Below are 23,138 nucleotides of genomic sequence, written 5' to 3'. Positions count from 1 at the left end.
GGCTTTATGCCCGCTTTGCTTTTAGTAACTCACAACTAGACCGGGACACTCAGCAAATAAAGCAGCTGAGTCAACGACCCTTCGGTAATCGCGGCATCGGCCTGCTCGACCACCTTAGGTTTGCCATGCACAGCCACGCCTAAGCCCGCAGCGGCCATCATGATTAAATCATTGGCGCCGTCGCCCATGGCCACGGTTTGTCTGGGCGCAATGCCAAACTGTGTAGTCAGGGATTTAAGGACTTCGGCTTTTTTACTGCCATCAACAACTTCTCCCAGCACTTTACCGGTGAGCTTGTTATCGGCAATTTCCAGTGTATTGGCAAAAACAGCATCCAGCTGCAACGGCGCTTTGAGCGCGTCGGCAAACCAGGTAAAGCCACCGGAGGCAATTGCCAGACGCCAGTGATGGGCCTTCAGTACCGCACACAGCTGGGCAACGCCCTCCATCAACGGCAGGTTATCTTTGAGTTGCTGAATAAGCGGCAGTTCTACCCCGGATAGCTTGGCAACACGCTGATACAGGCTGTCGTTAAACGCCAGCTGCCCGGCCATCGCCTGTGCAGTGACGGCAGCAACCTCATCATAGACGCCGGCCAGTCTGGCAATTTCATCAATGCACTCAATTTTGATTGCCGTGGAGTCCATATCCATCACCAGTAAACCGGGCTTGCGCAAGCTCGGCGGCTGGCTGATGGCGGCGCCTTGCAGGCCACATTGTGCCGCTAATGTGCGAATAGGCGCACGCACATCTCGTGTCGACTCGGTGTATAGAACCAGCCCGGGTGCTATATCAGCTGCGGGTTGATATAGCGCCAATCTGGAGACCTCAATATCCGCACGCTCGCACAAGCCTAAAATTTCCAGGATAGTCTCCTCGCTGAGCTCGCCACCAAAGAAGCACAGGTACTGACCGTCTTCTGACAATGGGCAAGCACCAGGTTTAAGGTGATCTTCGTTTTCAATCTGGTACCAATTTGCTAAGGTAAGAAGCTGCTGAGCAGGCTCAGCGATGGCACGCAACTGGATTGACGCGAGTGACTTTGACATGGATACTCCTGATTGGGGTCATATCCGGTTCTTCTGAACCGATGTATTAGTACTTGTTTGGTAACGGTATGCGCCCTTTGTAACATCTTAATCATGGCATGTCAGCAGGCAAACAAGATCTATGAAAAATACACAAGCCCTTGAATATCTCTCCTCGTCACGCAACCGCCGTTTACTGCGTCTGCTGGTCGCGGCAATGTGCTTTTTAACCGTTACCTGGCTGGCCTTTAATACCAGCTTTCGCTCTCATCAGCTGTTACACACCAATGCTGATCACACAGGTCGTAGCCTGACTAAACAACTGGCGCTGAATGCTGCTTTGCCACTCAGCCGCATGGATACGCCACAGCTCAGGGCTTTGTGTAACCACCTCGCCAGTGACGAATTTGTACTGTCAGTCAGGCTCTACAATCAACAAGGCCAATTTATTATCGGCAACGATGGCCAGGATGCACCACCAGAAATAACCGACTTGCCCCGCCATTTAGCTGGGCTGACTCAGTCTAAGCAGCCGATTGTTGAGCCCATTTATGATACGGAGCAACAGCCCCTAGGTTTTGTCAGCGTCGAGTATTTAACCGAATCCGCCATGGCAGAAAGTCACCGCCATTTCCACGAGCTGGGTCGCGTGGTGCTGCTGATGCTGGCTATTGCCTGTATTTTTACCTGGCAGATTGGCCGAGCCTTAAAGCGCTGGGAAGTGAAACGTCAGATCCGCAATAGCGTTGCTGATGAACAATAGCATTGCCAGTAGCCCTAAAAACCTGCATGGGCTATAAACTATTCAAAAGAAACAAAAAGTTAAAACTATTGACGTCAGGTAGAAATTAAAATAATGTTTTAACTGCAAGTTACCATAATGGGTAATTTGCATACCGCGCTGAGCAATCAATTCAGCGCTGGCGCAATTTCAAGTTTAAGGAAAATAAAATGAAATTACAGATTAAAAAGAAAAATATGAAGACGCTGTCTAATCTGCGTAATTTAGATGCTCAGGCAACGCCAAATGTAGCTGGCGGTCGAATTGAAACTCGCCCTGTTTCTTGCCAATACTGGTGTGGTGATAGACTTACTAACTTTAACTGTAACACTGTTGACGGTATGCACTGTGTAACAGACTAAGGTAACGCATAAAGTATCACAAGAGGGGTGAGCCCCTCTTTGCAACAATCAAACCTACCAAAATTTGTGTAGCTAAATCCCAGTGCTACCATATTTCATTCAGGGCATTATCTGCTTAATATTTCCTGCGACGTCTTGTAAATTACCTCTGCAATGTCTTGAGGGGATTCTTCGCGAATGGCGCACAAATGCTCAAACACCTCCACCAGCCGTTTAGGTGTGTTCGGCTGTCCCTGATAGCCCGCTAGCGGCATAGAAGGCGCATCGGTTTCCAACACGAGTGAGTCTAACGGCACTTGAGCCAGCGTAGTGCGGGTTTTCACCGCCCGCGGATAGCTGATGGTACCCCCCACGCCCAGTTTAAACCCCAGTTTCAGATACGTGTTGGCATCTTGCAGTGAGCCCGAAAAGGCATGAATAACGCCGCCGTTTTGAGGGGGCTGTTGCTTAAAAGCCGCCGCCAGCAGATGATGGCTTTTGCGGTGATGGACAATCAGCGGCAACTTAAGCGCATTGGAAAGTGCAATATGTTCAATAAACAATTGCTGCTGCGCGGGGATATCCTCCACTATGGCATCAATTCCACATTCACCGATGGCCACCAACTCTGAACTATGCCGGTGTGCGAGCTCGGCCAGTTGCGCCATATCACCCGCTTTATGCTGCGCCATAAAATAGGGGTGCAGGCCAAAGGCGATTTTGACGCCTGAATACTGCTGCGCAAAAGCAGGCAAAGTGCGACACTGGGCCAAAGTCACGCCCGGTACCACACAGTGCTCAACACCCAGCGCCTGCGCATCAGCCAGATGCTGTGGCAAACGCTCTCTGAGCTCATCAAAGTCCAAATGACAGTGGGTATCAATAAAGCGCACCGCAATGTCCTTAAGGGTTCAGGCGCTCAACCTGCCACTGCCCGCTTGCATCTTTGCGGTACATAAAACGGTCGTGCAGACGGTGCTCTCCCCCTTGCCAGAACTCAATCTGGTGCGGCTTAACACAGTAACCCCCCCAGAAATCCGGCAGCGGAATATCGCCTTTAGCAAACTTGGCTTTCATGCTGTTAAAGGTTTGCATCAGGGCCTGACGAGAAGACACCGGGCGCGACTGCTGCGATGCCCAAGCGGCCAGCTGACTTTCCTTGGGACGAGACAGAAAGTACTTCGCCACCGCCGAAGTTGGCAGCGGCTCAGCTTCACCATACACAATCACCTGACGCTCCAGATTGTGCCAGGGAAAGTGCAATGAAATTTTGTTATTGCCTTTGAGCTCCTGTGCCTTACGCGACCCGGTATTGGTGAAAAACACAAAACCGTTATTGTCCACCTGCTTAAGTAATACAATGCGCTGCGACGGCTGGCCGTGTTCATCTACCGTGGCCACCACCATGGCAGTCGGATCGCTGAGGTTTGCATCCACCGCCTGCTGCAGCCAGTGCTCAAACTGTACTATGGGGTTGTCATCCAGCTTCTCGCGGGAGAGGCCATCTTTGGTATATTCGCGACGAATATCATCAAGTTTCATGGTGGTCATTCCTTATATAACACAAAAGGCCGCAATATTGCGGCCTTAGTCTAGCATGTAATGGACTGAGTGAGCTGCATGATCTCACCCGAAGCTTACATCTGCTCCATCACCTCGATGCCCAGCAGCTCCAGACCGGTGTATAGTGTTCTGGCAACCAGATTACACAATAACAATCGGCTTTCACGTACTTCAGCAGCCACATCATCTTTGAGGATTGGACAGGCTTCGTAGAAGGTCATGTACAGACTTGCCAGCTCGTACAGATATCCACACAATACGTGCGGTGTCGCTTCGGCGATCATCAGATCAAGCACTTCTTCCAGTTGCAGAAGCTTCAGCGCCAGCGCCTTTTCCTGTGGTTCAACAATGTTGATGCTGCCGCTCAGGGCTGCACTGTCGACGCCTGCTTTACGGAAGATACTGCGCACACGGGTATAAGCATACTGCAAATAAGGGGCCGTGGCGCCTTCAAAGCTCAGCATGGTATCCCAGTTGAAGATGTAATCACTGGTACGGTGCTTCGACAAGTCTGCGTATTTTACCGCACCAATGCCCACTTTACGGGCGATTTCAGCACGGGCTTCTTCGCTTAGCTCAGACGCACGATCGGCCAGTTTCTCGCTGGCACGGCTCACCGCTTCATCAAGTAGCTCTGCCAACTTTACCGTACCGCCGGTACGGGTCTTGAATGGCTTACCATCGCTGCCCATCATAGTGCCGAACGGACAGAACTCGTAGCTGGTTTCATCGCGCAGTAAACCAGCCTTACGTGCAGTTAGTTCAACCTGATTAAAATGCAGGCTCTGACGCGCGTCTACAAAGATCAGGATACGCTCGGCACCCAGCTCATTGGAGCGATAATCACAGGCTGCCAGATCGGTTGTGGCATACAGGAAACCCCCGCCAGATTTTTGCACGATAAACACCGACGGCTCGCCGTCTTTGTTTGCCAGTTCATCCAGGAACACCACCTGTGCGCCCTGATCTTCAACCGCAATGTTTTTCTCTTTTAGCAACTCAATGATCCCGACCAGACGATCGTTGTAGGCACTTTCGGCCATGATGTCGTCGCGAGTCAGCGTCACATTAAGCTTTTTGTACACTTCTTCTGAGTGCTTAACCGAGGTGTCGATAAACAGCTGCCACAGCTTCTGACAGTGCGCATCGCCGCCTTGCAGCTTAACTACGTAATCACGGGCTTTGTCTGAGAAGCCTTCTTCGTCGTCAAAACGCTTCTTGGCATCACGGTAGAAGGTTTCTAAATCGGCCAGGGCCACATTTTCCAGGTCAATGCCTTGTGTCAGCATGTCTTCCAGATGGGCGATCAGCATACCAAACTGAGTACCCCAGTCTCCCACGTGGTTCTGACGTGTGACTTTGTCACCACGGAACTCAAGGGCGCGTACCACCGCATCACCAATAATGGTCGAGCGCAGGTGACCTACGTGCATTTCTTTGGCCAGGTTTGGCGAAGAGAAATCGACGACCACATTTTGTGCCTGAGTGTGCTCTGCCACGCCCAGCTTGGTATCCTGATTAGCCGCTTCCAGGCTTGTAGCCAGGAACTCAGGCTTTAAGTGGATATTGATAAAACCCGGACCGGCAATTTCGGTTTTCGCAGCCAGGTCGCTGACATCCAGGTTATCAATGATCTTTTGTGCCAACTCGCGCGGGTTGGTTTTCAGTGCTTTCGCGGCGCCCATTGCGCCATTAATCTGATAGTCACCAAACTGTGCGCGGGTGCTTTGCGTCACCGCTGGGTTGGTGCCTTCAGGGATCCCTGCCGCGGCCATCGCAGACAGAGCTTTTTCAATTAGAATACTTTTAATGTTCATCGTGTTTCCTTTGGGTCAGTGCCAGCATGTGCACTGAGCAAACCTCATCGGTACCTTAAGGTACCGGAATAAAACGCAGCTAAAGCATTTAAGCGAACAATACGGTCGGACGTACCAGCTTATAGGAAGCCCGTAAGTCAAATCAACCCGAACCGTGACTTTAGGGGCATAACAACGGTGTGCCCCCTATATGTATGTTTAGTGTTCGCGTGTCTGATGGAATTGTACGTCCGGATAACGCTCCATCGACAGGTTCAGATTAACGCGACTTGGCGCAACGTAAGTCAGGTTATCACCACCGTCGAGTGCCAGGTTTTGCTCGCACTTACGGCGGAACTCTGCCAGCTTTTTCTCATCGTCACAATTAACCCAGCGCGCCGTTTGAACGTTGACACTTTCATAAATCGCATCCACGTTGTACTCAGACTTCAGACGTGCCACAACCACATCAAACTGCAGCACACCAACCGCGCCTACGATAAGATCGTTGTTGATCAGCGGGCGGAATACCTGAACCGCACCTTCTTCTGATAACTGTACCAAGCCCTTTAATAGCTGTTTTTGTTTCAACGGATCTTTAAGGCGAATACGACGGAACAGCTCAGGGGCAAAGTTCGGGATACCGCTGAACTTGAGTTTTTCGCCCTGGGTGAAGGTATCACCAATCTGGATAGTGCCATGATTGTGCAGACCAATGATGTCGCCAGCAAAAGCTTCCTGTGCGCGCTCACGATCGCCCGCCATAAAAGTCACGGCATCAGAAATGCTCACCTGCTTGCCAAGGCGTACATGGTTCATTTTCATGCCCTGAGTGTATTTACCCGACACGATACGCATAAAGGCGATACGGTCGCGGTGTTTCGGGTCCATGTTGGCCTGAATTTTAAATACAAAACCGGTGAACTTCTCATCGTCGGCGCTCACTTCACGCTCGTCTGTCTGACGCGGCAGCGGCGACGGTGCCCATTCTGTCAGGCCATCCAGCATATGGTCCACACCAAAGTTACCCAATGCAGTCCCGAAATACACAGGTGTGAGTTCGCCGCTCAGGAATAACTCTTTGTCGAATTCATGAGAGGCCCCCATGACCAGCTCTAACTCTTCACGTAGCTGCTCGGCCAGGCTTTCACCGATGGCGGCATCTAGGTCTGCGTTGTCGAGCCCCTTAATGGTGCGGACGTCCTGAATGGTATGGCCTTGACCGGTTTGGTACAAAATGGTCTCGTCACGATGAATGTGATAAACGCCTTTGAATTCTTTACCACAGCCGATTGGCCAGGTAACCGGTGCACACATAATGTTCAGTTCAGTCTCAACCTCATCCAGCAGCTCCATCGGATCGCGGATATCACGGTCCAGTTTGTTCATGAAGGTCACGATAGGCGTATCACGCAGGCGGGTAACTTCCATCAGCTTACGAGTTCGATCCTCAACACCTTTCGCGGCGTCAATGACCATCAGGCACGAGTCCACAGCGGTCAGAGTACGATAGGTGTCTTCCGAGAAGTCTTCGTGTCCCGGCGTATCCAGCAGGTTTACCAGGCTGTCGTTGTACGGGAACTGCATGACGGATGTCGTCACCGAGATACCCCGTTCTTTTTCCATATCCATCCAGTCTGATTTTGCGTGCTGGTTGGAGCCTCGACCTTTAACCGTACCCGCTTGCTGCAGGGCCTTACCGAACAACAATACTTTTTCTGTGATGGTGGTCTTACCCGCATCCGGGTGCGAGATGATAGCGAAAGTACGTCGCTTATTTATTTCATTGAGGAAAGTCTGATCTGCCATTAGTCAATTCTTTTGGTTATACGCGGATCCATACATGCTGCGCAAAGTGTGCGCACGACACTTTGCAGGGTCATCCGGCGGGTTCATTTTTAATCGTGCACTATTTTCGCCGATCTTGGCACTTTTAACAATCAATGAAGGCAAGTTCAATCAGGATTTCACGCAACACTAGGTCAATTCTGTCCTGTGCATCTGAAAGTCTGCGTATTATGTGAATATTTTTTGAATAAAATGACGCGGCTGAATATCGTCTGGTAGGATAGTTCCCAATTCCAGAAAAAGACATAACGATATGAACAACAAGCTTTTTGTAATACCTAAACCGAATCCCAATGCCAAACTCAGACTCTTCTGTTTTCCCTATGCCGGGGGCTCGCCAGCGATATACATGCCCTGGAGTAATGAACTGCACCCCGATGTAGAGCTGGTATTGCTACAATTCCCCGGCCGCGGCGCTCGTATGGGAGAAGCGGCCCATGTTGACATGCAGCGTAAAGTCGACGAACTACTTGCACATCAGGTGTTTCTGACCGAAAAACCTTATGTTCTGATGGGCCACAGCTTAGGTAGTCGGGTTATTTTTGAAACCACTAAACACCTGGCTAAGCGAAATGCGCCTCTGCCACGTCACCTCATTGCTTCAGGCAGCCGCGCCCCTCATACGTCCTCAGATAAAGAGCGCATCCACAATCTGCCTCACGACGCCTTTGTAGCTGAGTTATATAAGCTCAATGGGACGCCTAAGGAGCTGCTGGAACACAAAGAACTGATGGAATTACTGCTGCCCTTACTCAGAGCCGACTTTCAGATTGCCGAGTGCTATCAGGGCGAAGCAATTGCCCTGCCCTGTCCAATCACCGTATTCCATGGCTACGATGACAGTGATATCAGCTCTGAACAGCTACATGGTTGGCAAGACCTCAGTGACCATACAATTGATATTCACTACTTCCATGGCGATCACTTTTTCATTAATCAGTGTCGTGATGAGGTGATCCGAGCGGTTAATCAGGTGCTCAGTAAAATACTGTAGCTTCGCTTGCCAAAACATCTTTGCTAACCAATGATCAACATACCTGTTTACCTGTAGAGATTGAATATGGAAGGTTTACTTCATGCGCTTAGCCTCAATGGTCAAGGTGGCGCAGTGCCTGTTACTGACCTGGCGCAGGCATTTAAAGACGACCAGCCAATGTGGTTGCATTTCGACTATACCTGTGAGGCGGTACAACACTTTCTCAGCCAGTTAGATTGCTTGCAGGAGTGGGAGTGGCAGGCACTGCTGGCCGAAGAAACCCGCCCTCGCGTGACCCGGGCCAGTCAGGGCTTATTGCTTTTTTTGCGGGGCGTTAATCTAAACCCGAGGCAAAACCCCGAAGACATGGTTTCAGTTCGCTGTTTTGTCAGTAAAAACCTGTTGATCACCTGTCGCAAGCGTGTGCTGATTTCTATTGAAGACTTACGTGATGCTCTGCTCGATGGTGCAGGTGCAAACACTATTAGTGACTTAACCTGTGCTTTGATTGATCGCCTGACACACCGTATGCAAGATACACTGTGGCAGGTCGAAGAGCAGCTGGACGAATTTGAAGAGCAGCTCGATAAAGAAGAGTCTCAGCCTGACTACCATCAAATTACCCTGCTGCGGCGCCAGGTGATTTCGTTAAAGCGCTATATTAAACCTCAGCGCCAGGCAATCTATGACCTGATCGATACCAAAGTTAACTGGCTCAACCTTGAGCAGAGACGGTTATTGGGTGAAGCCAATAATACCCTGAGCCGCTACATTGAAGAACTCGAAGCAAGCATAGAGCGCGCGCAGGTTCTGCAACAAAGCATCGCCAACCAGCTCAATGAACAACTAAACCAGCGCATGTATATCATGTCTGTTGTCGCCGCCTTATTTTTGCCATTAGGCTTTTTAACGGGTTTGTTGGGGGTCAATATTGGTGGCATCCCAGGCACAGAGAACCCCTGGTCATTTACCATTTTTGTGATTTCATTGGTGGTATTGACCATCGCAGTTGCGATACTGTTTAAGCGTAGAAAATGGATTTAGATGCTTGAAATAAGACTGGAAAGTTTGAAATGAAAAATGGCGCTCTCGCTAGGGATCGAACCTAGAACTTGGCCTCCGGAGGGCCACGTGATATCCATTTCACCACGAGAGCAGCATCTTTGTGAGGCCAATAATAATCATATCGAACAGCAAATACCAGTCATTGTTGTCTATATGCTTAATTTATGGTCTAAAACTGGAAAAAAGACTTCACATAGAGCGAAATTCGCGATATTTAACTATGCTTAGAACAATAACAATAATGACGACCTGCTAATACAAGGGAAATTGGTCTTCCTGTATTAGCATGACATCATCTGAGAGGACCGTATTATGACTCCAATGACCACTGAACAAGTTGCTGAATTTCTAGATGTTAAAGTGGAGCGCGTCAGACGACTGGCACGCGAAAACCTTCTGGTTGCCAAACAACAGGACGACCAGGGCGAACCAATTTTTGATAAAGAAGACGTAGAAAAGTATAAAGAACTGGCACAACGCTTGGGAGGTATTTAGCCCCGCGAAAGGCTGACCCATCATTTCTTCCCAATTGCTTCGTTATCAGCCTGTTTTAATGCCCGAATGGTCTCGGGCTGACATGTCTGCGCGAAGCAACTAGGGCCGCCACGCCTTTAGTTGTACCCATAAAGGTTTTATATACCGTTCTAACCCACGCTGCTGATACCAGGCTATGCTAAGTAGCAGATAAACCTGAACATAGCACTTTAACTTATCCTGAGCATAAGCAGGCATAACTGAGTTCGACAATGCATAGTACTGGCTCAACATAGCATGACCTTGGTACACGGTCAGTGAAAATGACGCACACAAAGCCGCCAGATCAAAATACCGATCATTGTACTGCGCGTATTCAAAATCGATAAACACCGGCCCCTGAGCTGTCGCCAATATATTGTCCCTGACCAAATCATTGTGGCAAAAGCAGGTGTCGGCCTCAAACAGATCCAACTGCGAACGCAGTTGTGCAGCATATAAAGGCTGTGTGAGCACTTGGCCCGCCTCTGTCAGGGCGGGACTCAATGCCAGATGTCCAATTTTAGGGAATGAAAACTGATGTAATGTGTGCAGCCTCTTTAATAACTGCTCGCTGAGACCAATCACTTCATCGCTCTGCGTGACAAATTCAAATAAAGCCAGCCGGGTGTGCTCATCGTAGACAACCGGAGATTGCGCCACACCAACCTTTGCCAGCTGCGATTGCGCATCCAATGCCATTGCGGGCAGCGCATTTGAATAGCACTTTAGCAGGAAGCCCTGCTGCCCTAGCTCCAGATAGTAATTCTTATTGCTTAACCCTTTATCGAGTGGTCTCAGAGCTCGAAATGAGGCATCCCCAAAAGCCTGCCTGAGCAACCCTCTTAGTTGGTTATCACAAAGCGGCAAGCGGCTTACCTTCATTGTTTTGATGTACCTCATACCAGCGTACATAGCCCCAACAAACCATCACGGTATAGAAGCCGAACAGCACCAGCGTGGGATAATAGCCTTTGAGATAATACAGATACATAGAAGCGGCATCGATCACCACCCAGTATAACCAGTTCTCCAGTACCTTGCGGGCAACAAGATAAGTTGTAACCACAGCAAAGCAGGTCGTCAGGCTATCCAGATAGGCCAGTTCAGCATGGGTATAATTGTCCATTACATACCCTATCGCCAGTGCCACAACGAAGGTACCCAGAATGATAACTGTATGGCGCAATAAGGACCAGGATACTATGGGCAGTGACTTATCCTGCCGACCACTGCGCCACATCCACCAACCGACCACCGCCATAAACATGTAGTAAAAGTTCAGCAATGATTCCATCAGTAATGCACCATTCCAATACATCACGGTGTAGATAAATGTACTGACAAATGCCGCTGGCCAGCACCAGGAGTTTTCCCGAATTGCCAGTAACAAGTATGCCGCGGATAAAATAACTGCCAGGTACTCCCACATTGACATGGCGGTAAACCCTGCCAGAGTTTCAGTAAGCCACTGCATCATGACTGAGGCGACAGGTCGCCACTGATAAATTTGCAAACAAATACAATTTTACCAAACTGTTCAAATGAGCACTTCATTTGCGCAGATAGCACCGTCATTAGCACATCATAATCACCAAACACTTGGGTAGACATGGTATTTGTCACAACTTTAAGTTCGGGGTGCTGATTCAGCCGCTCTATAAAATCTTTGATAAACGGAATATAGTCGGAATGTAATGGGTATTTGCTGATCTCAACAGAGAGTTGCATAGCAGAGTCCTCGCCAAAGTTATAAAGGAATTAATTGCTTAAATGGTTTAAGTTACTACCGCCGTCTGTTAATGAACGAGGCCGGTAGTTGATCCAATCCTGCTGATAAGTAATCTTATTGTCTGAGTTAAAGTGCAACACGGTTGTGAAACGCCAGGGTCCCATTTCCCGCCCTTCAAACGTAAAGCGAACATAGGTACCACGAATAACGGCACGTCTTTGCTGCTCATTGATGATTACTTCGTCCAGCATAAAGGTTTGTTCGCCATCTAGAATTTGTACATTCCCTGCCGACCAGTTAAAAAACTCTGCCAGCGCCTGCTTATCTTTGACGGCAAAGCCATAGATCATATCTTCAAGCTGCACATCATCGGCATAAAAAGACAAGAAGTGTTCGAAGTCCCGACGCGCCTGATAGGTCGCAATATAGTTATTTATTTGCTGTTGGAACTTACTGTGATGATGTGTTTGTTGGGCACCGTTTGGCGTCATACCACACCCTTCAATCAGCATGGTGCTCAATAAGATCAGACATAAAAAGACATGAATTTTAAATGATCCGCGCAAACCTACCTCCGAGTGTGAATATCTATCAGGTATCAACCCCGAAATGATACCACACCCGAAATGGATGATCTGTGTTAGCTAGCAACTATGCGCCAACAATCCCCAATGGTTTTGCGCTTTCCCACGCTCCGCGGGTAAAGTCCGGAATAGTGACAGACTCGCTGCGATTAGCGACCGATAATGCAGATAAGGGCGAGATCACTGACCAAGCCGCGCCATCATAAACATCCTGATCCAAAGGCTCTCCGTTGCGCAGACAATAAATCATTCGCCAAAACATCAGGAAGTCCATACCACCATGACCGCCATTACGTTCAGCCTCAGCCCCCATTTTCAGCCACAAGGGGTGATCATACTTGGCATACCAGGCACTCATATCCTCATCCCACTCATGAAACGACTTTGTGCCTCCCTGCTCCAGCGCAATACGATTCGGGAATCCGGCAAACACGCCATTGGTACCCTGGATCAGGTTATGTCTGGAGTAAGGACGCGGCGTCGTCGTATCATGCTGGATCATGATAGAACGCCCTTTAACCGTTTTTACCAAAGTAGTATTCATATCCCCGGCCACATATTGCCACTGGTTGCGCTGATGGTCCGGCGCAAACTCACGCGCAGCATAGGCAGCGCGGCCCAGTGCCGGCGAGCTCATAGACGTCAGATAATCAAACCGGTCGCCCCGGTTGATATTCATATACTGAGAAACCGGACCCAGACCATGAGTGGGATAGAGATTACCATTGCGTTTAGTGTGCCACTCAGTGCGCCAGGAGCCGGTTTTATGCTCCAGCTCTTTCATTTGCCAGCGCAGCTCGTGGATATAGGCGGCTTCGCCGTGTAACAGCTCACCAAACAGCCCCTGTCGCACCATATTCAGCACCATCAACTCGTCGCGACCATAGTTGACGTTTTCCATCATCATACAGTTTTTCTGGGTCCGCTCGGCGGTATCAACCAGTTGCCACATTTCTTCAACCGTCAGAGCCAGTGGCACCTCAACAAAGGCATGTTTGCCACTTTCCATGGTATCCACTGCCATGGGGGCATGCCAGCGCCACGGGGTTGAGATGATAACGATGTCAATATCATCCCGGGCAAGCATTTCACGGTACGCAAATTCAGAACCCTGATACAACGCAGGCGCTTTCACCCCGCGCTCAGTGAGATAATTGGCTGAACGCTGTAACACTTCATCATGGGTGTCACACAAGGCAACAATCTCGGCCCCGTCAATGTGACTCATACGTTTAACGTGACCATAGCCCCGCTGACCTACGCCAATAAAACCAACACGAACCACATCCATTTTAGGCGCTATCAGTCCAATGACTGATTTACCCTGGCGCTCTGGCACATGTTGCAATGGATCGGTCTTGCTCTGCGCACACCCGGAGACCACGCCTGCGGCCGCTGCAACCCCGGCAGCTTTAAGAAAATCCCGGCGGTTTAAATTTGTCATTATTATTATCCTCGAAGATACTTCCCCTGCACGCTAACGGATTGCACACAGGGTTGCAAAAGCATTGCGACAAACAGATAACTAATCGGTACAAAGTGATGTTTAAGACGTCCACAAATGCACTCGAGGTATTTCAGACGAAAAAAAAAGCGCCTGACGGCGCTTTCTTATCTTCCAAACACTCAGGCAGCATCAATAATATGGCTCAGCTGAGCCTGCTTCGCGACGATATCCTGATACAAGGCAAACTGGTTTCTCGCACGCTGCAGGTTATGCTCAGAATGTTTAGTGGAGAAATAATTATCTCCATCCAGATAGTCAGTCAGAAAACGTAAACCAATCATAAAAGGCATAACTTTCGCGCCAAGAATGAAGCTGCGTTTTTCGGTGTCAGTCAGGCTTGCTGACAAAGGCCCTTTATAACCTCTCACCAGTGCAGCAAAAATTTCTTCTCGCACCCGAACATTTGCCAGATTAGTTGAATCTTCAGCTTCCGGAGAGCAAAACGTTCTAACCATATCACCGAAATCATAGAGCCAATAACCCGGCATACAGGTGTCGAGATCAATGACGGCTCGTGCTTTGTTTGACTCTGAACAGAACAGCATATTATTGATCTTGGTATCGTTATGACAAGCTCTCAATGGCAATTGCGCTTCTACATCAGCCACCTCTTGTGCGAGTGAAAATTGCGCACGGCAGAACGAGATTTCTTCCTGGCATAAGGCTGCACGCCCCAGCGGATCGCGGCTAAGAATGTCTTCAAACATCTCAATGCGCATTGCCAGATTGTGAAAATCCGGGATCACATGATAGAGCTGAGTCGCATCAAAATCATCTAAGGCAGATGCAAACTGGCCAAATGCACTCGCGGCAACACCGGCTTTCAGCTCACTGTCGACGACATCCTCACTGTAACTACCACCAATAAACTCTAATGCCCGCCAGACTTCGCCCTCAATTTCCACCAGATAGTCACCACTCACTGTCGTTACATGACGAATGATTGCTAAATTATAGCCACCATCTTTGGCTTTATTTTCCAGGTGCTGCTCTATTTTTATCGCATTTTTTACTAATTGCTCGGGCTCTGGAAAAACAACTGTATTGAGTTTTTGCACAACCAAAGCGCGCTGCTTATTTTTTAGCAACATCGTTGTATTTATATGTCCATTGCCGATAGGACGAAGAGAAACAGAGTCTCCATGCAGACCAAATTGCTGCGACAAGACTTCTGCAATTGCGCGATTTTTCATTGTAACCTCATTGCCACTCTCAATACTGTGACAGGTGATAGGCTCATCCGTGACGTAGTTCATATAATAATCCTGAGACTCTCTTTAATTCTTCTTTGTAAGTGATACCAAACCAGCGATCACAGGCGCGGTGCACTCGAACTCGCAGCAGGCCCTGCTGAATACAGCTTTGGATACAGTCAGGCAAATAATACTCGCTTTTGACATCGCTGTCATAATTTTCTAGAAACCGATGAAACTCTACTTCAAGCTGTGATAACAACGTTTGCGTTACACCCCAGCAAGTCATGGAGGCCAACGCATTTCCAGGTAATATAACCCGGCTACCCTCGGGTGAATTACCCGACAAGCCACCATCTATTTGTTGAATATCCAGATATTCAACGACTTCTGCCAAACAGTCTTTCTGAGTTTGGCATATTCCTCGATTTACGCCACCTTGCTGTGACAAAGTTTGTGCTAATGGATAGCCAACAATTGCCATATCACTTTGCTCTGGCTCTGCAAAGTGGCAAACCAGTTGCCTAAAAGCACCCGGGCCGTAATAGTCATCAGCTGTTATCACAATGGCTGCGCCTGGTATATACGGTTTTGCACACAGCAGTGCATGTCCGGTTCCCCAGGGCTTTTGACGCAGCTGTGCCTTAGTGTTAAAGCGTGATGGCACATCCATGATGGCTTGTTCAACCAGCTCAACCTGCAGTTCGTCCGAAAGCCGTGGTAAAATTTGCTTTTCTATCAAGGGCCTAACCAGGTGGTTAATGACCAACACCACGTGACGGACTCCAGCTGCATATGCATCCTGAATGCTCAGCTCCATGATAGTGCAGTTAAAGTCAGGCAGTTGTGCTATTTGCTTGTTCCCACCAAACCGGGTACCCAGACCCGCAGCCAGGATCACCAGGCTCGGTTCCCTCCCAGTGTACATAGTCAATTTCCAGCCAATCAAAATTTAAACGGCTAGTGTACATAGCTTCGACATAAATTAAAAGTCGTTGTAAAAAGCGAGATAACCGTTACACCTTAAATGTAACAAGGGAAGTAGAATATTAAGAAGGTAATAACCTGAATTTATTAAATTTAATTTTTTCCTCATGCGAATAAAGCCACGACTCTACTCGCATTATGAACAATGGAAGCAAAGAAAAGTTCCAGTTTGCGGAACAATTATTCATGAAACTTTTGACACAGGTACTTGGTTTCCTGAAATTCCTGAAGCCCTTCCCTGGCTCCTTCACGCCCCAGGCCAGATTGCTTCATACCACCAAACGGCGCAACCGGGTTCGAAATAGCGCCTTCATTAATACCAATCATGCCATATTCCAGCCCCATAGACACCCGGTGGATCTGGGACACATCCTGAGAATAGAAATAAGCAGCAAGTCCTTCATGGATCCCATTGGCCTGACGTATCACGTCTTGTTCGTCATTAAACGCAATGATGCTGACAACCGGCGCAAAAATCTCCTGGCGATAAATGTCCATCTTTTCGGTCACATCAAGCAAAATGGTCGGCGCCATAAAGTTGCCAACTCCGGCAACTCCCTCATACACCCGCTGAGCCCCTTTGCTAAGCGCATCCTCAATCAACTTCTGCGCTTTGTCTTTGGCTTTGGCGTTGATCAGCGGCCCGATATCTGTAGCCGCCTCTAATCCGTCGCCAACCACCAGTTTGGCAACCGCCTCAATGAGTGCATTGGTGAAGGCCGCCAGGACATCCTGATGGACAAAAATCCGATTAGCGGCCACACAGGTTTGCCCGCCATTTCGAAACTTGGCCACCATCAAGCCAGCCACCGCCTCTTCGACATCCGCACTGGAAAAAACAATGAAGGGGGCATTGCCGCCCAATTCCATTGAGGTCCGTTTTACCGTGTCGGCACTATGTGCCAGCAGTTTTTTACCCACTGATGTGGAGCCGGTGAAAGTCAGCTTACGCACCACCGGGCTTGCCAGTAAGGGGGCTACCAGCGCCTCAGCATCATCCGTTACCAGAACCTGAAAAGCGGCATCTTCAAACCCAGCTTCTAACGCTAATTTGGCCAAAGCAATGGCGCTCAAAGGCGTTTCTTCTGACGGCTTAAGAATAAAGGGGCAACCCGCAGCATAAGCCGGTGCCACTTTGCGCGTGATCATCGCCAGTGGAAAGTTCCAGGGCGTGATCCCCAACACCACACCGACGGGCTGCTTTATCGTTGTCAGCTGGTGCGAGGGACTGTGCGATGGGATCACTTCGCCATAAGCACGCCGTGCCTCCTCGGCAAACCATTGAACAAACCCCGCTGCGTATTTGACTTCAGCCAGCGCTTCACGCAGCGGTTTGCCCTGCTCTTTGGTCATCAACTCTGCCAGTACCGCTTCATTGTCCAGTATGAGCTGATACCAGCGCATCAGCACCTCGGCTCGCTGCTGGGCAGGATGCAGTTTAAGGATATCAAAACATGCCTGCGCTGCGCTGAGCGCCTGTTCTGCCGCCTCGTGATTGGCAATGGAAACCGTCGCGATGGGCACATCGTTGGCCGGGTTATGCACTGTTAATTGCCGCTGTGATTGCCAGGGGCTGCCATTCACCCAGGAGTGGTTTTGTTCGGTGATAAGTGTCATTGCAAACGCTCCTTCCATAACTGAACAGGGCCGCTAAATGCGGCCCTGTAGAGACAAAGATTAATGTTCTTCGTTGACGATATTGAGGTTGTATTTGGGGATTTCCACAACCAGGTCTTCGTCGGCAATCACCGCCTGACAACCCAACCGGGATTCTGCTTCCAGCCCCCAGGCCTTGTCCAGCATGTCATCTTCCAGCTCATCGCTTTCTTCAAGCGAGTCAAACCCTTCACGGATCACCACGTGACAAGTGGTGCAGGCACAGGACTTTTCACAGGCATGGGGAATGCTGATGCCATTTTTCAGCGCCACATCCAGTACAGTTTTGCCTGATTCTGCTTCAATGGCTGCGCCTTCCGGACAAAGTTCTTCATGGGGTAAAAAGATAATCTGTGGCATATTACACCTCGTCTACCGACTGACCTTGCAGTGCGTGTTTAATTGATACATCCATACGGCGTGATGCAAACTCACTGCTTGCCTCATCAACCTGTTCGATTGCCGCTTTGATCGCTTGTGGATCCGTGGCCGTTAGTCGTGCGTTATCAAGTGCGGCCATCGCATCGCGCAATGCCGTCAACTCTTGCTCATTAAGCAGCTCGCTGTCGGTCGCCAATGAGGCCTCCAGGGCTTCCAATACACGCAGCGCTTCAACCTGCTGCTCTTTGAGCATACGTGCCTGCATATCTTCTTTGGCATTACTCATAGAATCTTTGAGCATCTGTGCAACCTGATCGTCGCTCAGACCAAACGACGGCTTAACCTGAATTTCAGCCTGTACTTCAGTGGATTTCTCCATTGCAGACACACTCAGCAAACCGTCCGCGTCCACCTTAAAGGTTACGCGAATATGTGCCGCCCCTGCCGCCATTGGCGGAATGCCTTTAAGGCTAAACTTAGCCAAAGAGCGACAGTCATCAACCAGCTCACGCTCGCCCTGCAACACATGCAGTGACATGGCCGTCTGACCATCTTTAAAGGTGGTGAACTCCTGCGCACGAGCAACCGGAATTGTGGTATTACGTGGGATGATCTTCTCAACCAACCCGCCCATGGTTTCCAGGCCCAAAGACAATGGCAAAACATCCAGCAACAGCATATCTGAGTCCGGCTTGTTGCCGACCAGAATATCTGCCTGAATAGCAGCGCCCAGTGCAACGACCCGATCCGGGTCAATCGACGTCAAAGGGGGCTTAGCAAAGAAGGTTTCGACGGCGCTGCGGATCACAGGCATGCGGGTTGAACCACCCACCATCACCACTTCCAACACTTGTTCTTTTTCAACGCCCGCATCTTTGAGCGCACGGCGGCACGAACGCAGTGTTTTCTTAACCAGTTCCTCTGCCAGCTCAGCAAACTGGGCTTGGGTAATGGTCACGGTGAATTCCTGCTCGCGCACAGGCAACTTCACGTTCACCGTTTCATAGCTGGTCAGCGCTTCTTTACACGCTTTGGCTTTGTTGATGAACAGGCGCAGCTCTTTGGCAGTCAGGTCGGTTAACCCGGTTTGCTGTTTAAAAGTATTCACCAATAGTGCATCAAAGTCGTCACCGCCCAGGCTTGAGTCGCCGCCAGTGGCCAGCACTTCAAATACGCCTTTATTCAGGCGCAGGATAGAAATATCAAAGGTACCACCGCCTAAGTCATACACGGCAATCACGCCTTCCTGACCTGAATCCAGACCATAAGCGACTGCCGCAGCGGTTGGCTCATTCAACAGGCGCAATACTTTAAGACCGGCAATTTCAGCGGCATCTTTAGTGCTCTGACGCTGTGCATCATCAAAATAAGCAGGCACAGTGATCACCGCACCCATTACATCCTCACCCCCAAAACTTTCAACAGCACGCTGATGGAGTGATTTGAGTATTTCAGCCGATGCCTGAACCGGACTGATTGGCCCTGCGCAAGTCTGAACAGCCAGGCTGCCCTGATGCTCAACAAAGGTGTAAGGCAGCTGACCATAGCTGCTGGCAATTTCTTCGGCCGTTTTACCCAAAAAGCGCTTTACTGAGATCAGGGTATTTTCCGGATCCAATGCCGCTTCTTGCTGCGCCAACTTACCAACGCTTACCTGTTCGTCATGATAACGGACCACAGAAGGCAACATCGCCTCGCCATTGATGTCGGTCAGGGTTTTGGTTTCGCCACTTTGGACCGTAGCAACCAACGAATTGGTGGTGCCCAAGTCTATCCCAATGGCCAGTTTATGTTCATGAGGTGCCGCGCTCTGCCCCGGCTCAGCAATTTGCAATAATGCCATAATGCTCTTTCACTTTGGTGAAGCTGGTTGTCGCTGCGCTTTGCAGCCACACCGCATCAATCAGTCGAACAGGCTGTCTTCAATTCGAGACAACTCGTCTTTCAATTTATAAACAAACTTGAGTTTACGAATATGATCCGCCGCGCGATGCAGGTCACTTTCGTCGCTGCTCGCTAAAAGCTCACCCAGGCCGGCGCTATATTGCTGTTCCAGCTGTTTGGCTTGCGCTTCAAATGACTCGATTTCTGCTTCAGGATCGCCACTATGCTGAATGTCTTCCAGCGCTTCACGCAGCTCCATTTGCTGCATTAAAAAGGCCGGATCCTGCAGTGTTTGCTGTTCAGCACGAATATCTACGCCACGCTCGCTCAGCATGTACTCAGCGCGCTTTACCGGGTGCTTAAGCACCGCCAGTGCATCATTGATCTCTGCGGTCTTTTGTACCGCTAACAGTTTTTCGCGCTCGCCAAGGTGGGCAAACTTGTCCGGGTGGACCGCGCGTTGCAGGTCAAGGTAACGCTGATTTAAAACGTTCAGGTCAACCTGATAGCTGACAGGTAAATCGAATAATTCAAAATATCGCATACGCATCCAATACAGCAAAGCCCTACCAAGGCAGGGCTTTAGAATTATTAATCACAAGAGAGATTAAACGGTGAAACTTTCGCCGCAGCCACACTCGTCCTTTTGATTCGGGTTATTAAACTTAAACCCTTCATTCAGACCTTCTTTGGTGTAGTCTAGCTCAGTACCGTCGATATACACTAGGCTCTTGGCATCGACGATGAGTTTGACGCCCTTTTCTTCAAATACCTCATCGCCTTCATCCAGCTCGTCGACAAACTCAAGTACATAGGCAAGACCTGAACAGCCGGTCGTTTTAATGCCGACTCTCAGCCCAATGCCCTTACCGCGGTTGGCCAAAAAAGTCTGTACTCGGCCTGCTGCCGACTCTGTCAGTGTCACTGCCATAGTTATCTCTTACTTCGCCTGTTTACTCTTGTAGTCTGCAATCGCAGCCTGGATCGCGTCTTCTGCCAGAATTGAACAGTGGATTTTCACTGGTGGCAACTCTAGTTCAGCGCTGATGTCGGTATTCTTGATTTCACCCGCTTCGTCAAGCGTCTTACCTTTAACCCATTCGGTGACCAGTGATGATGACGCAATGGCGCTACCACAACCATATGTTTTAAATTTCGCGTCTTCGATGATGCCTTGGTCAGATACTTTGATCTGTAGCTTCATCACGTCGCCACACGCCGGTGCGCCAACCATACCCGTTGCCACATTCGGATCGTTTTTGTCTAATGAACCAACGTTACGTGGGTTTTCCACGTGATCAATTACTTTGTTACTGTACGCCATAATTCTTTCCTCACTACCTGCCTATAGTATTAACTTGCTATACACGGATTTGCTTAATGGTGTGCCCATTCAACTGCATCTAAGTCAACGCCATCTTTGAACATTTCCCAAAGTGGTGACATCTCACGCAAACGACCAATCGAGTCTTTGATGAGCTTAACGGTATAATCGATTTCTTCTTCAGTGGTAAAACGACCGATGCTGAAGCGGATTGAACTGTGTGCCAGTTCATCGTTGCGGCCCAATGCGCGCAGTACATAAGACGGCTCAAGGCTCGCAGAAGTACATGCAGAACCAGATGACACGGCAATGTCTTTAACCGCCATCAACAATGATTCACCTTCAACAAAGTTGAAGCTCAGGTTAACAATACCTGGCACAGACTGGTCGATGGCACCGTTGAAATACACTTCTTCCATATCCATCACGCCGTCCAGCAAACGCTTACGCAAGGTGCTGATGTGGGCATGATCTTTTTCGAAATCTTCTTTGGCTACGCGGAAAGCCGCGCCCATGCCCACGATTTGGTGGGTTGCCAATGTGCCTGAACGCATACCACGTTCATGGCCACCACCGTGCATTTGCGCTTCGAGGCGTGCACGTGGCTTACGACGGACATACAGTGCGCCAATGCCTTTAGGACCGTACACTTTGTGGCCAGAGAAGGACATAAAGTCGACTTTAAGCTGTTGCAGGTCAATCTGTACTTTACCGGCACTTTGCGCGGCATCAACGTGGAACATGATTTTGCGCTCGCGACACATCTCGCCGATGGTCGCGATATCCTGAATCACACCCAGCTCATTGTTAACATGCATGACGCTGATTAGAATAGTGTCTTCGCGGATAGCAGCTTCAAGTTTTTTCAGGTCCAGCAGGCCGTTTTCTTCCACTTCCATATAAGTGACGTCGAAGCCCTGACGCTCTAATTCACGACAGGTATCCAGCACGGCTTTATGCTCGGTCTTAACGGTGATCACGTGCTTGCCTTTCTTCTGATAGAAATTGGCCGCACCTTTAATCGCCAGGTTGTTTGATTCTGTAGCCCCTGAGGTGAAAACAATTTCACGCGGATCGGCATTGATTAAATCAGCGATATCATTACGCGCCTGGTCAATCAGCTCTTCTGCCTGCCACCCGAAACGGTGCGAACGTGAGGCTGGATTACCAAAATTACCATCCATCGTCAGGCACTGCATCATTTCGTTTGCAACACGCTGATCAACCGGAGTGGTCGCTGCATAATCTAAATATATCGGTAATTTCATTTCTTTCTCCGCTAGACGCCAGTTTACAGCTGGCAACTCACTTGAATATTCTCTAATTGCTTCATTGCACTGTTAACCCCATTGTCCTGACGTGTGGCAACAGACTGCACATCAGAATTGGCGACTAACTCGGCGAGGGAAATACTGTTTAAAAACTCTTCTATACGCATACTTAAGTCCGACCACAGTGTGTGTGTCAGACAGCGCATGCCGCTCTGGCAGCCGCCGCCTTCCCCGTGACATCGGGTTGCATCTACGGATTCATCGACCGCAGCGATCACATCACCAACCGAGATAGTATGCGCGTCGCGGCCCAGCAAGTAGCCGCCACCCGGTCCGCGTACAGAGCTGACTAAGCCATGTTTGCGTAAACGGGCAAATAATTGTTCCAGGTATGACAGGGAAATTTCCTGACGTTCGGAAATATCCGCAAGAGGCACGGGCCCAATATTTGCGTGTAATGCGACATCCAGCATCGCTGTCACTGCATATCTGCCTTTTGAAGTCAGTTTCATGCGTGCCCCCAGAAAAGTTATCAAGGCGCAAATTGTAATTACCTGACTAAGATAGTCAAGTATTAACCAACAACGAATCGCCCTGTACATGCGGATAACACGTAGGTAGGTACTTACCTGACGTATTCAATCTGCGCTTATCGTAATACCTGACTAATTTCCTCAGGTATTACGGACATTGTAATTACCTGAGTAA

The 23,138-nt window shown here is 49.4% G+C and carries 25 protein-coding genes and 1 tRNA gene; 5 read left to right on the top strand and 21 right to left on the bottom strand.

All coding sequences use genetic code 11. The annotated features are described in order from the left end of the window. Positions 1-35 precede the first annotated feature (35 nt). Entirely contained in the window at positions 36-1,049 is a 1,014-nt protein-coding gene (gene serB, locus CWB98_RS09980; RefSeq protein ID WP_138544734.1) for a phosphoserine phosphatase SerB, read from the bottom strand. A 121-nt stretch (positions 1,050-1,170) separates the two neighbouring features. Here serB and CWB98_RS09975 point away from each other — a divergent pair, with 121 nt between their 5' ends. Together CWB98_RS09975 and CWB98_RS09970 are read left to right on the top strand one after the other, a co-directional pair. Then, positions 1,171-1,791, top strand: a complete 621-nt coding sequence (locus CWB98_RS09975) for an AhpA/YtjB family protein (protein ID WP_138544733.1) — start codon at positions 1,171-1,173, stop codon at positions 1,789-1,791. Between the two features lie 188 nt (positions 1,792-1,979). Beyond that, positions 1,980-2,171, top strand: a complete 192-nt coding sequence (locus CWB98_RS09970; protein WP_138544732.1) for a hypothetical protein — start codon at positions 1,980-1,982, stop codon at positions 2,169-2,171. A 107-nt stretch (positions 2,172-2,278) separates the two neighbouring features. Here the strand turns inward: CWB98_RS09970 and CWB98_RS09965 are convergent, their stop codons facing one another. The 4 genes from CWB98_RS09965 to prfC form a co-directional block, all read right to left on the bottom strand. Then, positions 2,279-3,043, bottom strand: coding sequence for a TatD family hydrolase (locus tag CWB98_RS09965; protein WP_138544731.1), 765 nt, complete (start codon positions 3,041-3,043; stop codon positions 2,279-2,281). Positions 3,044-3,053: 10 nt separating this feature from the next. Beyond that, positions 3,054-3,692: a pyridoxamine 5'-phosphate oxidase gene (gene pdxH, locus CWB98_RS09960; RefSeq protein ID WP_138544730.1), complete on the bottom strand. Its 639-nt coding sequence runs from the start codon at positions 3,690-3,692 to the stop codon at positions 3,054-3,056. A 95-nt stretch (positions 3,693-3,787) separates the two neighbouring features. Continuing rightward, on the bottom strand, positions 3,788-5,530 hold the full coding sequence (gene argS, locus CWB98_RS09955; RefSeq protein WP_138544729.1) for an arginine--tRNA ligase: 1,743 nt from the start codon (positions 5,528-5,530) through the stop codon (positions 3,788-3,790). A gap of 198 nt (positions 5,531-5,728) precedes the next feature. After that, on the bottom strand, positions 5,729-7,318 hold the full coding sequence (gene prfC, locus CWB98_RS09950; protein ID WP_054015950.1) for a peptide chain release factor 3: 1,590 nt from the start codon (positions 7,316-7,318) through the stop codon (positions 5,729-5,731). Positions 7,319-7,610: 292 nt separating this feature from the next. Here prfC and CWB98_RS09945 point away from each other — a divergent pair, with 292 nt between their 5' ends. Then, positions 7,611-8,351: a thioesterase II family protein gene (locus tag CWB98_RS09945; protein ID WP_138544728.1), complete on the top strand. Its 741-nt coding sequence runs from the start codon at positions 7,611-7,613 to the stop codon at positions 8,349-8,351. 66 nt (positions 8,352-8,417) lie between these two features. Further along, entirely contained in the window at positions 8,418-9,377 is a 960-nt protein-coding gene (locus CWB98_RS09940; RefSeq protein WP_138544727.1) for a zinc transporter ZntB, read from the top strand. A 37-nt stretch (positions 9,378-9,414) separates the two neighbouring features. On the opposite strand, the gene CWB98_RS09935 is transcribed toward CWB98_RS09940, so the two are convergent. Further along, positions 9,415-9,489: transfer RNA gene (locus CWB98_RS09935), tRNA-Arg, on the bottom strand. A gap of 221 nt (positions 9,490-9,710) precedes the next feature. On the opposite strand from CWB98_RS09935, the gene CWB98_RS09930 reads away from it, so the two are divergent. Then, complete coding sequence (locus CWB98_RS09930; protein ID WP_054015953.1) at positions 9,711-9,893, top strand: helix-turn-helix domain-containing protein; 183 nt, start codon at positions 9,711-9,713, stop codon at positions 9,891-9,893. Positions 9,894-9,992: 99 nt separating this feature from the next. On the opposite strand, the gene CWB98_RS09925 is transcribed toward CWB98_RS09930, so the two are convergent. From CWB98_RS09925 to iscR, 15 genes are all read right to left on the bottom strand, one after another. Then, on the bottom strand, positions 9,993-10,796 hold the full coding sequence (locus tag CWB98_RS09925; RefSeq protein ID WP_171045621.1) for a phosphotransferase: 804 nt from the start codon (positions 10,794-10,796) through the stop codon (positions 9,993-9,995). After that, complete coding sequence (gene pnuC, locus CWB98_RS09920; RefSeq protein WP_138544873.1) at positions 10,768-11,388, bottom strand: nicotinamide riboside transporter PnuC; 621 nt, start codon at positions 11,386-11,388, stop codon at positions 10,768-10,770. Before pnuC ends, CWB98_RS09925 begins: the two co-directional genes overlap by 29 nt. Further along, the gene (locus CWB98_RS09915) at positions 11,388-11,642 is read right to left on the bottom strand and encodes a hypothetical protein (RefSeq protein ID WP_138544725.1); all 255 of its coding nucleotides are present in this window, start codon (positions 11,640-11,642) and stop codon (positions 11,388-11,390) included. The genes pnuC and CWB98_RS09915 overlap by 1 nt, the downstream gene beginning before the upstream one ends. A gap of 30 nt (positions 11,643-11,672) precedes the next feature. After that, positions 11,673-12,209 carry a nuclear transport factor 2 family protein gene (locus CWB98_RS09910; RefSeq protein WP_249364653.1) on the bottom strand — a complete coding sequence of 179 codons (537 nt, stop codon included), beginning with the start codon at positions 12,207-12,209 and terminating at the stop codon, positions 11,673-11,675. An 85-nt stretch (positions 12,210-12,294) separates the two neighbouring features. Then, on the bottom strand, positions 12,295-13,671 hold the full coding sequence (locus CWB98_RS09905; RefSeq protein ID WP_138544724.1) for a Gfo/Idh/MocA family protein: 1,377 nt from the start codon (positions 13,669-13,671) through the stop codon (positions 12,295-12,297). A gap of 182 nt (positions 13,672-13,853) precedes the next feature. After that, positions 13,854-14,927: a phosphotransferase enzyme family protein gene (locus CWB98_RS09900; protein ID WP_138544871.1), complete on the bottom strand. Its 1,074-nt coding sequence runs from the start codon at positions 14,925-14,927 to the stop codon at positions 13,854-13,856. A gap of 43 nt (positions 14,928-14,970) precedes the next feature. Continuing rightward, positions 14,971-15,855, bottom strand: coding sequence for an NTP transferase domain-containing protein (locus CWB98_RS09895; protein WP_138544723.1), 885 nt, complete (start codon positions 15,853-15,855; stop codon positions 14,971-14,973). Between the two features lie 239 nt (positions 15,856-16,094). Then, positions 16,095-17,531, bottom strand: coding sequence for an NAD-dependent succinate-semialdehyde dehydrogenase (locus tag CWB98_RS09890; protein ID WP_138544722.1), 1,437 nt, complete (start codon positions 17,529-17,531; stop codon positions 16,095-16,097). Positions 17,532-17,591: 60 nt separating this feature from the next. Continuing rightward, on the bottom strand, positions 17,592-17,930 hold the full coding sequence (gene fdx, locus CWB98_RS09885; RefSeq protein WP_010384025.1) for an ISC system 2Fe-2S type ferredoxin: 339 nt from the start codon (positions 17,928-17,930) through the stop codon (positions 17,592-17,594). A gap of 1 nt (position 17,931) precedes the next feature. Continuing rightward, a complete protein-coding gene (hscA, locus tag CWB98_RS09880; RefSeq protein WP_138544721.1) occupies positions 17,932-19,794 on the bottom strand; it encodes a Fe-S protein assembly chaperone HscA in 1,863 nt (620 codons plus the stop codon). Positions 19,795-19,854: 60 nt separating this feature from the next. Then, positions 19,855-20,379, bottom strand: a complete 525-nt coding sequence (hscB, locus tag CWB98_RS09875; protein WP_125720955.1) for a co-chaperone HscB — start codon at positions 20,377-20,379, stop codon at positions 19,855-19,857. A 63-nt stretch (positions 20,380-20,442) separates the two neighbouring features. Continuing rightward, a complete protein-coding gene (gene iscA, locus CWB98_RS09870) occupies positions 20,443-20,766 on the bottom strand; it encodes an iron-sulfur cluster assembly protein IscA (protein ID WP_046003656.1) in 324 nt (107 codons plus the stop codon). A gap of 9 nt (positions 20,767-20,775) precedes the next feature. Beyond that, positions 20,776-21,159: a Fe-S cluster assembly scaffold IscU gene (gene iscU, locus CWB98_RS09865; RefSeq protein WP_138544720.1), complete on the bottom strand. Its 384-nt coding sequence runs from the start codon at positions 21,157-21,159 to the stop codon at positions 20,776-20,778. Between the two features lie 53 nt (positions 21,160-21,212). Then, the gene (locus CWB98_RS09860; protein ID WP_138544719.1) at positions 21,213-22,427 is read right to left on the bottom strand and encodes an IscS subfamily cysteine desulfurase; all 1,215 of its coding nucleotides are present in this window, start codon (positions 22,425-22,427) and stop codon (positions 21,213-21,215) included. A 23-nt stretch (positions 22,428-22,450) separates the two neighbouring features. Next, on the bottom strand, positions 22,451-22,942 hold the full coding sequence (iscR, locus tag CWB98_RS09855) for a Fe-S cluster assembly transcriptional regulator IscR (protein WP_010384014.1): 492 nt from the start codon (positions 22,940-22,942) through the stop codon (positions 22,451-22,453). Between the last annotated feature and the right edge of the window lie 196 nt (positions 22,943-23,138).

This window comes from Pseudoalteromonas rubra, from assembly GCF_005887115.1.
Lineage (GTDB): Bacteria > Pseudomonadota > Gammaproteobacteria > Enterobacterales > Alteromonadaceae > Pseudoalteromonas > Pseudoalteromonas rubra_F.
This window is presented reverse-complemented; position numbering and strand designations above follow the sequence as displayed.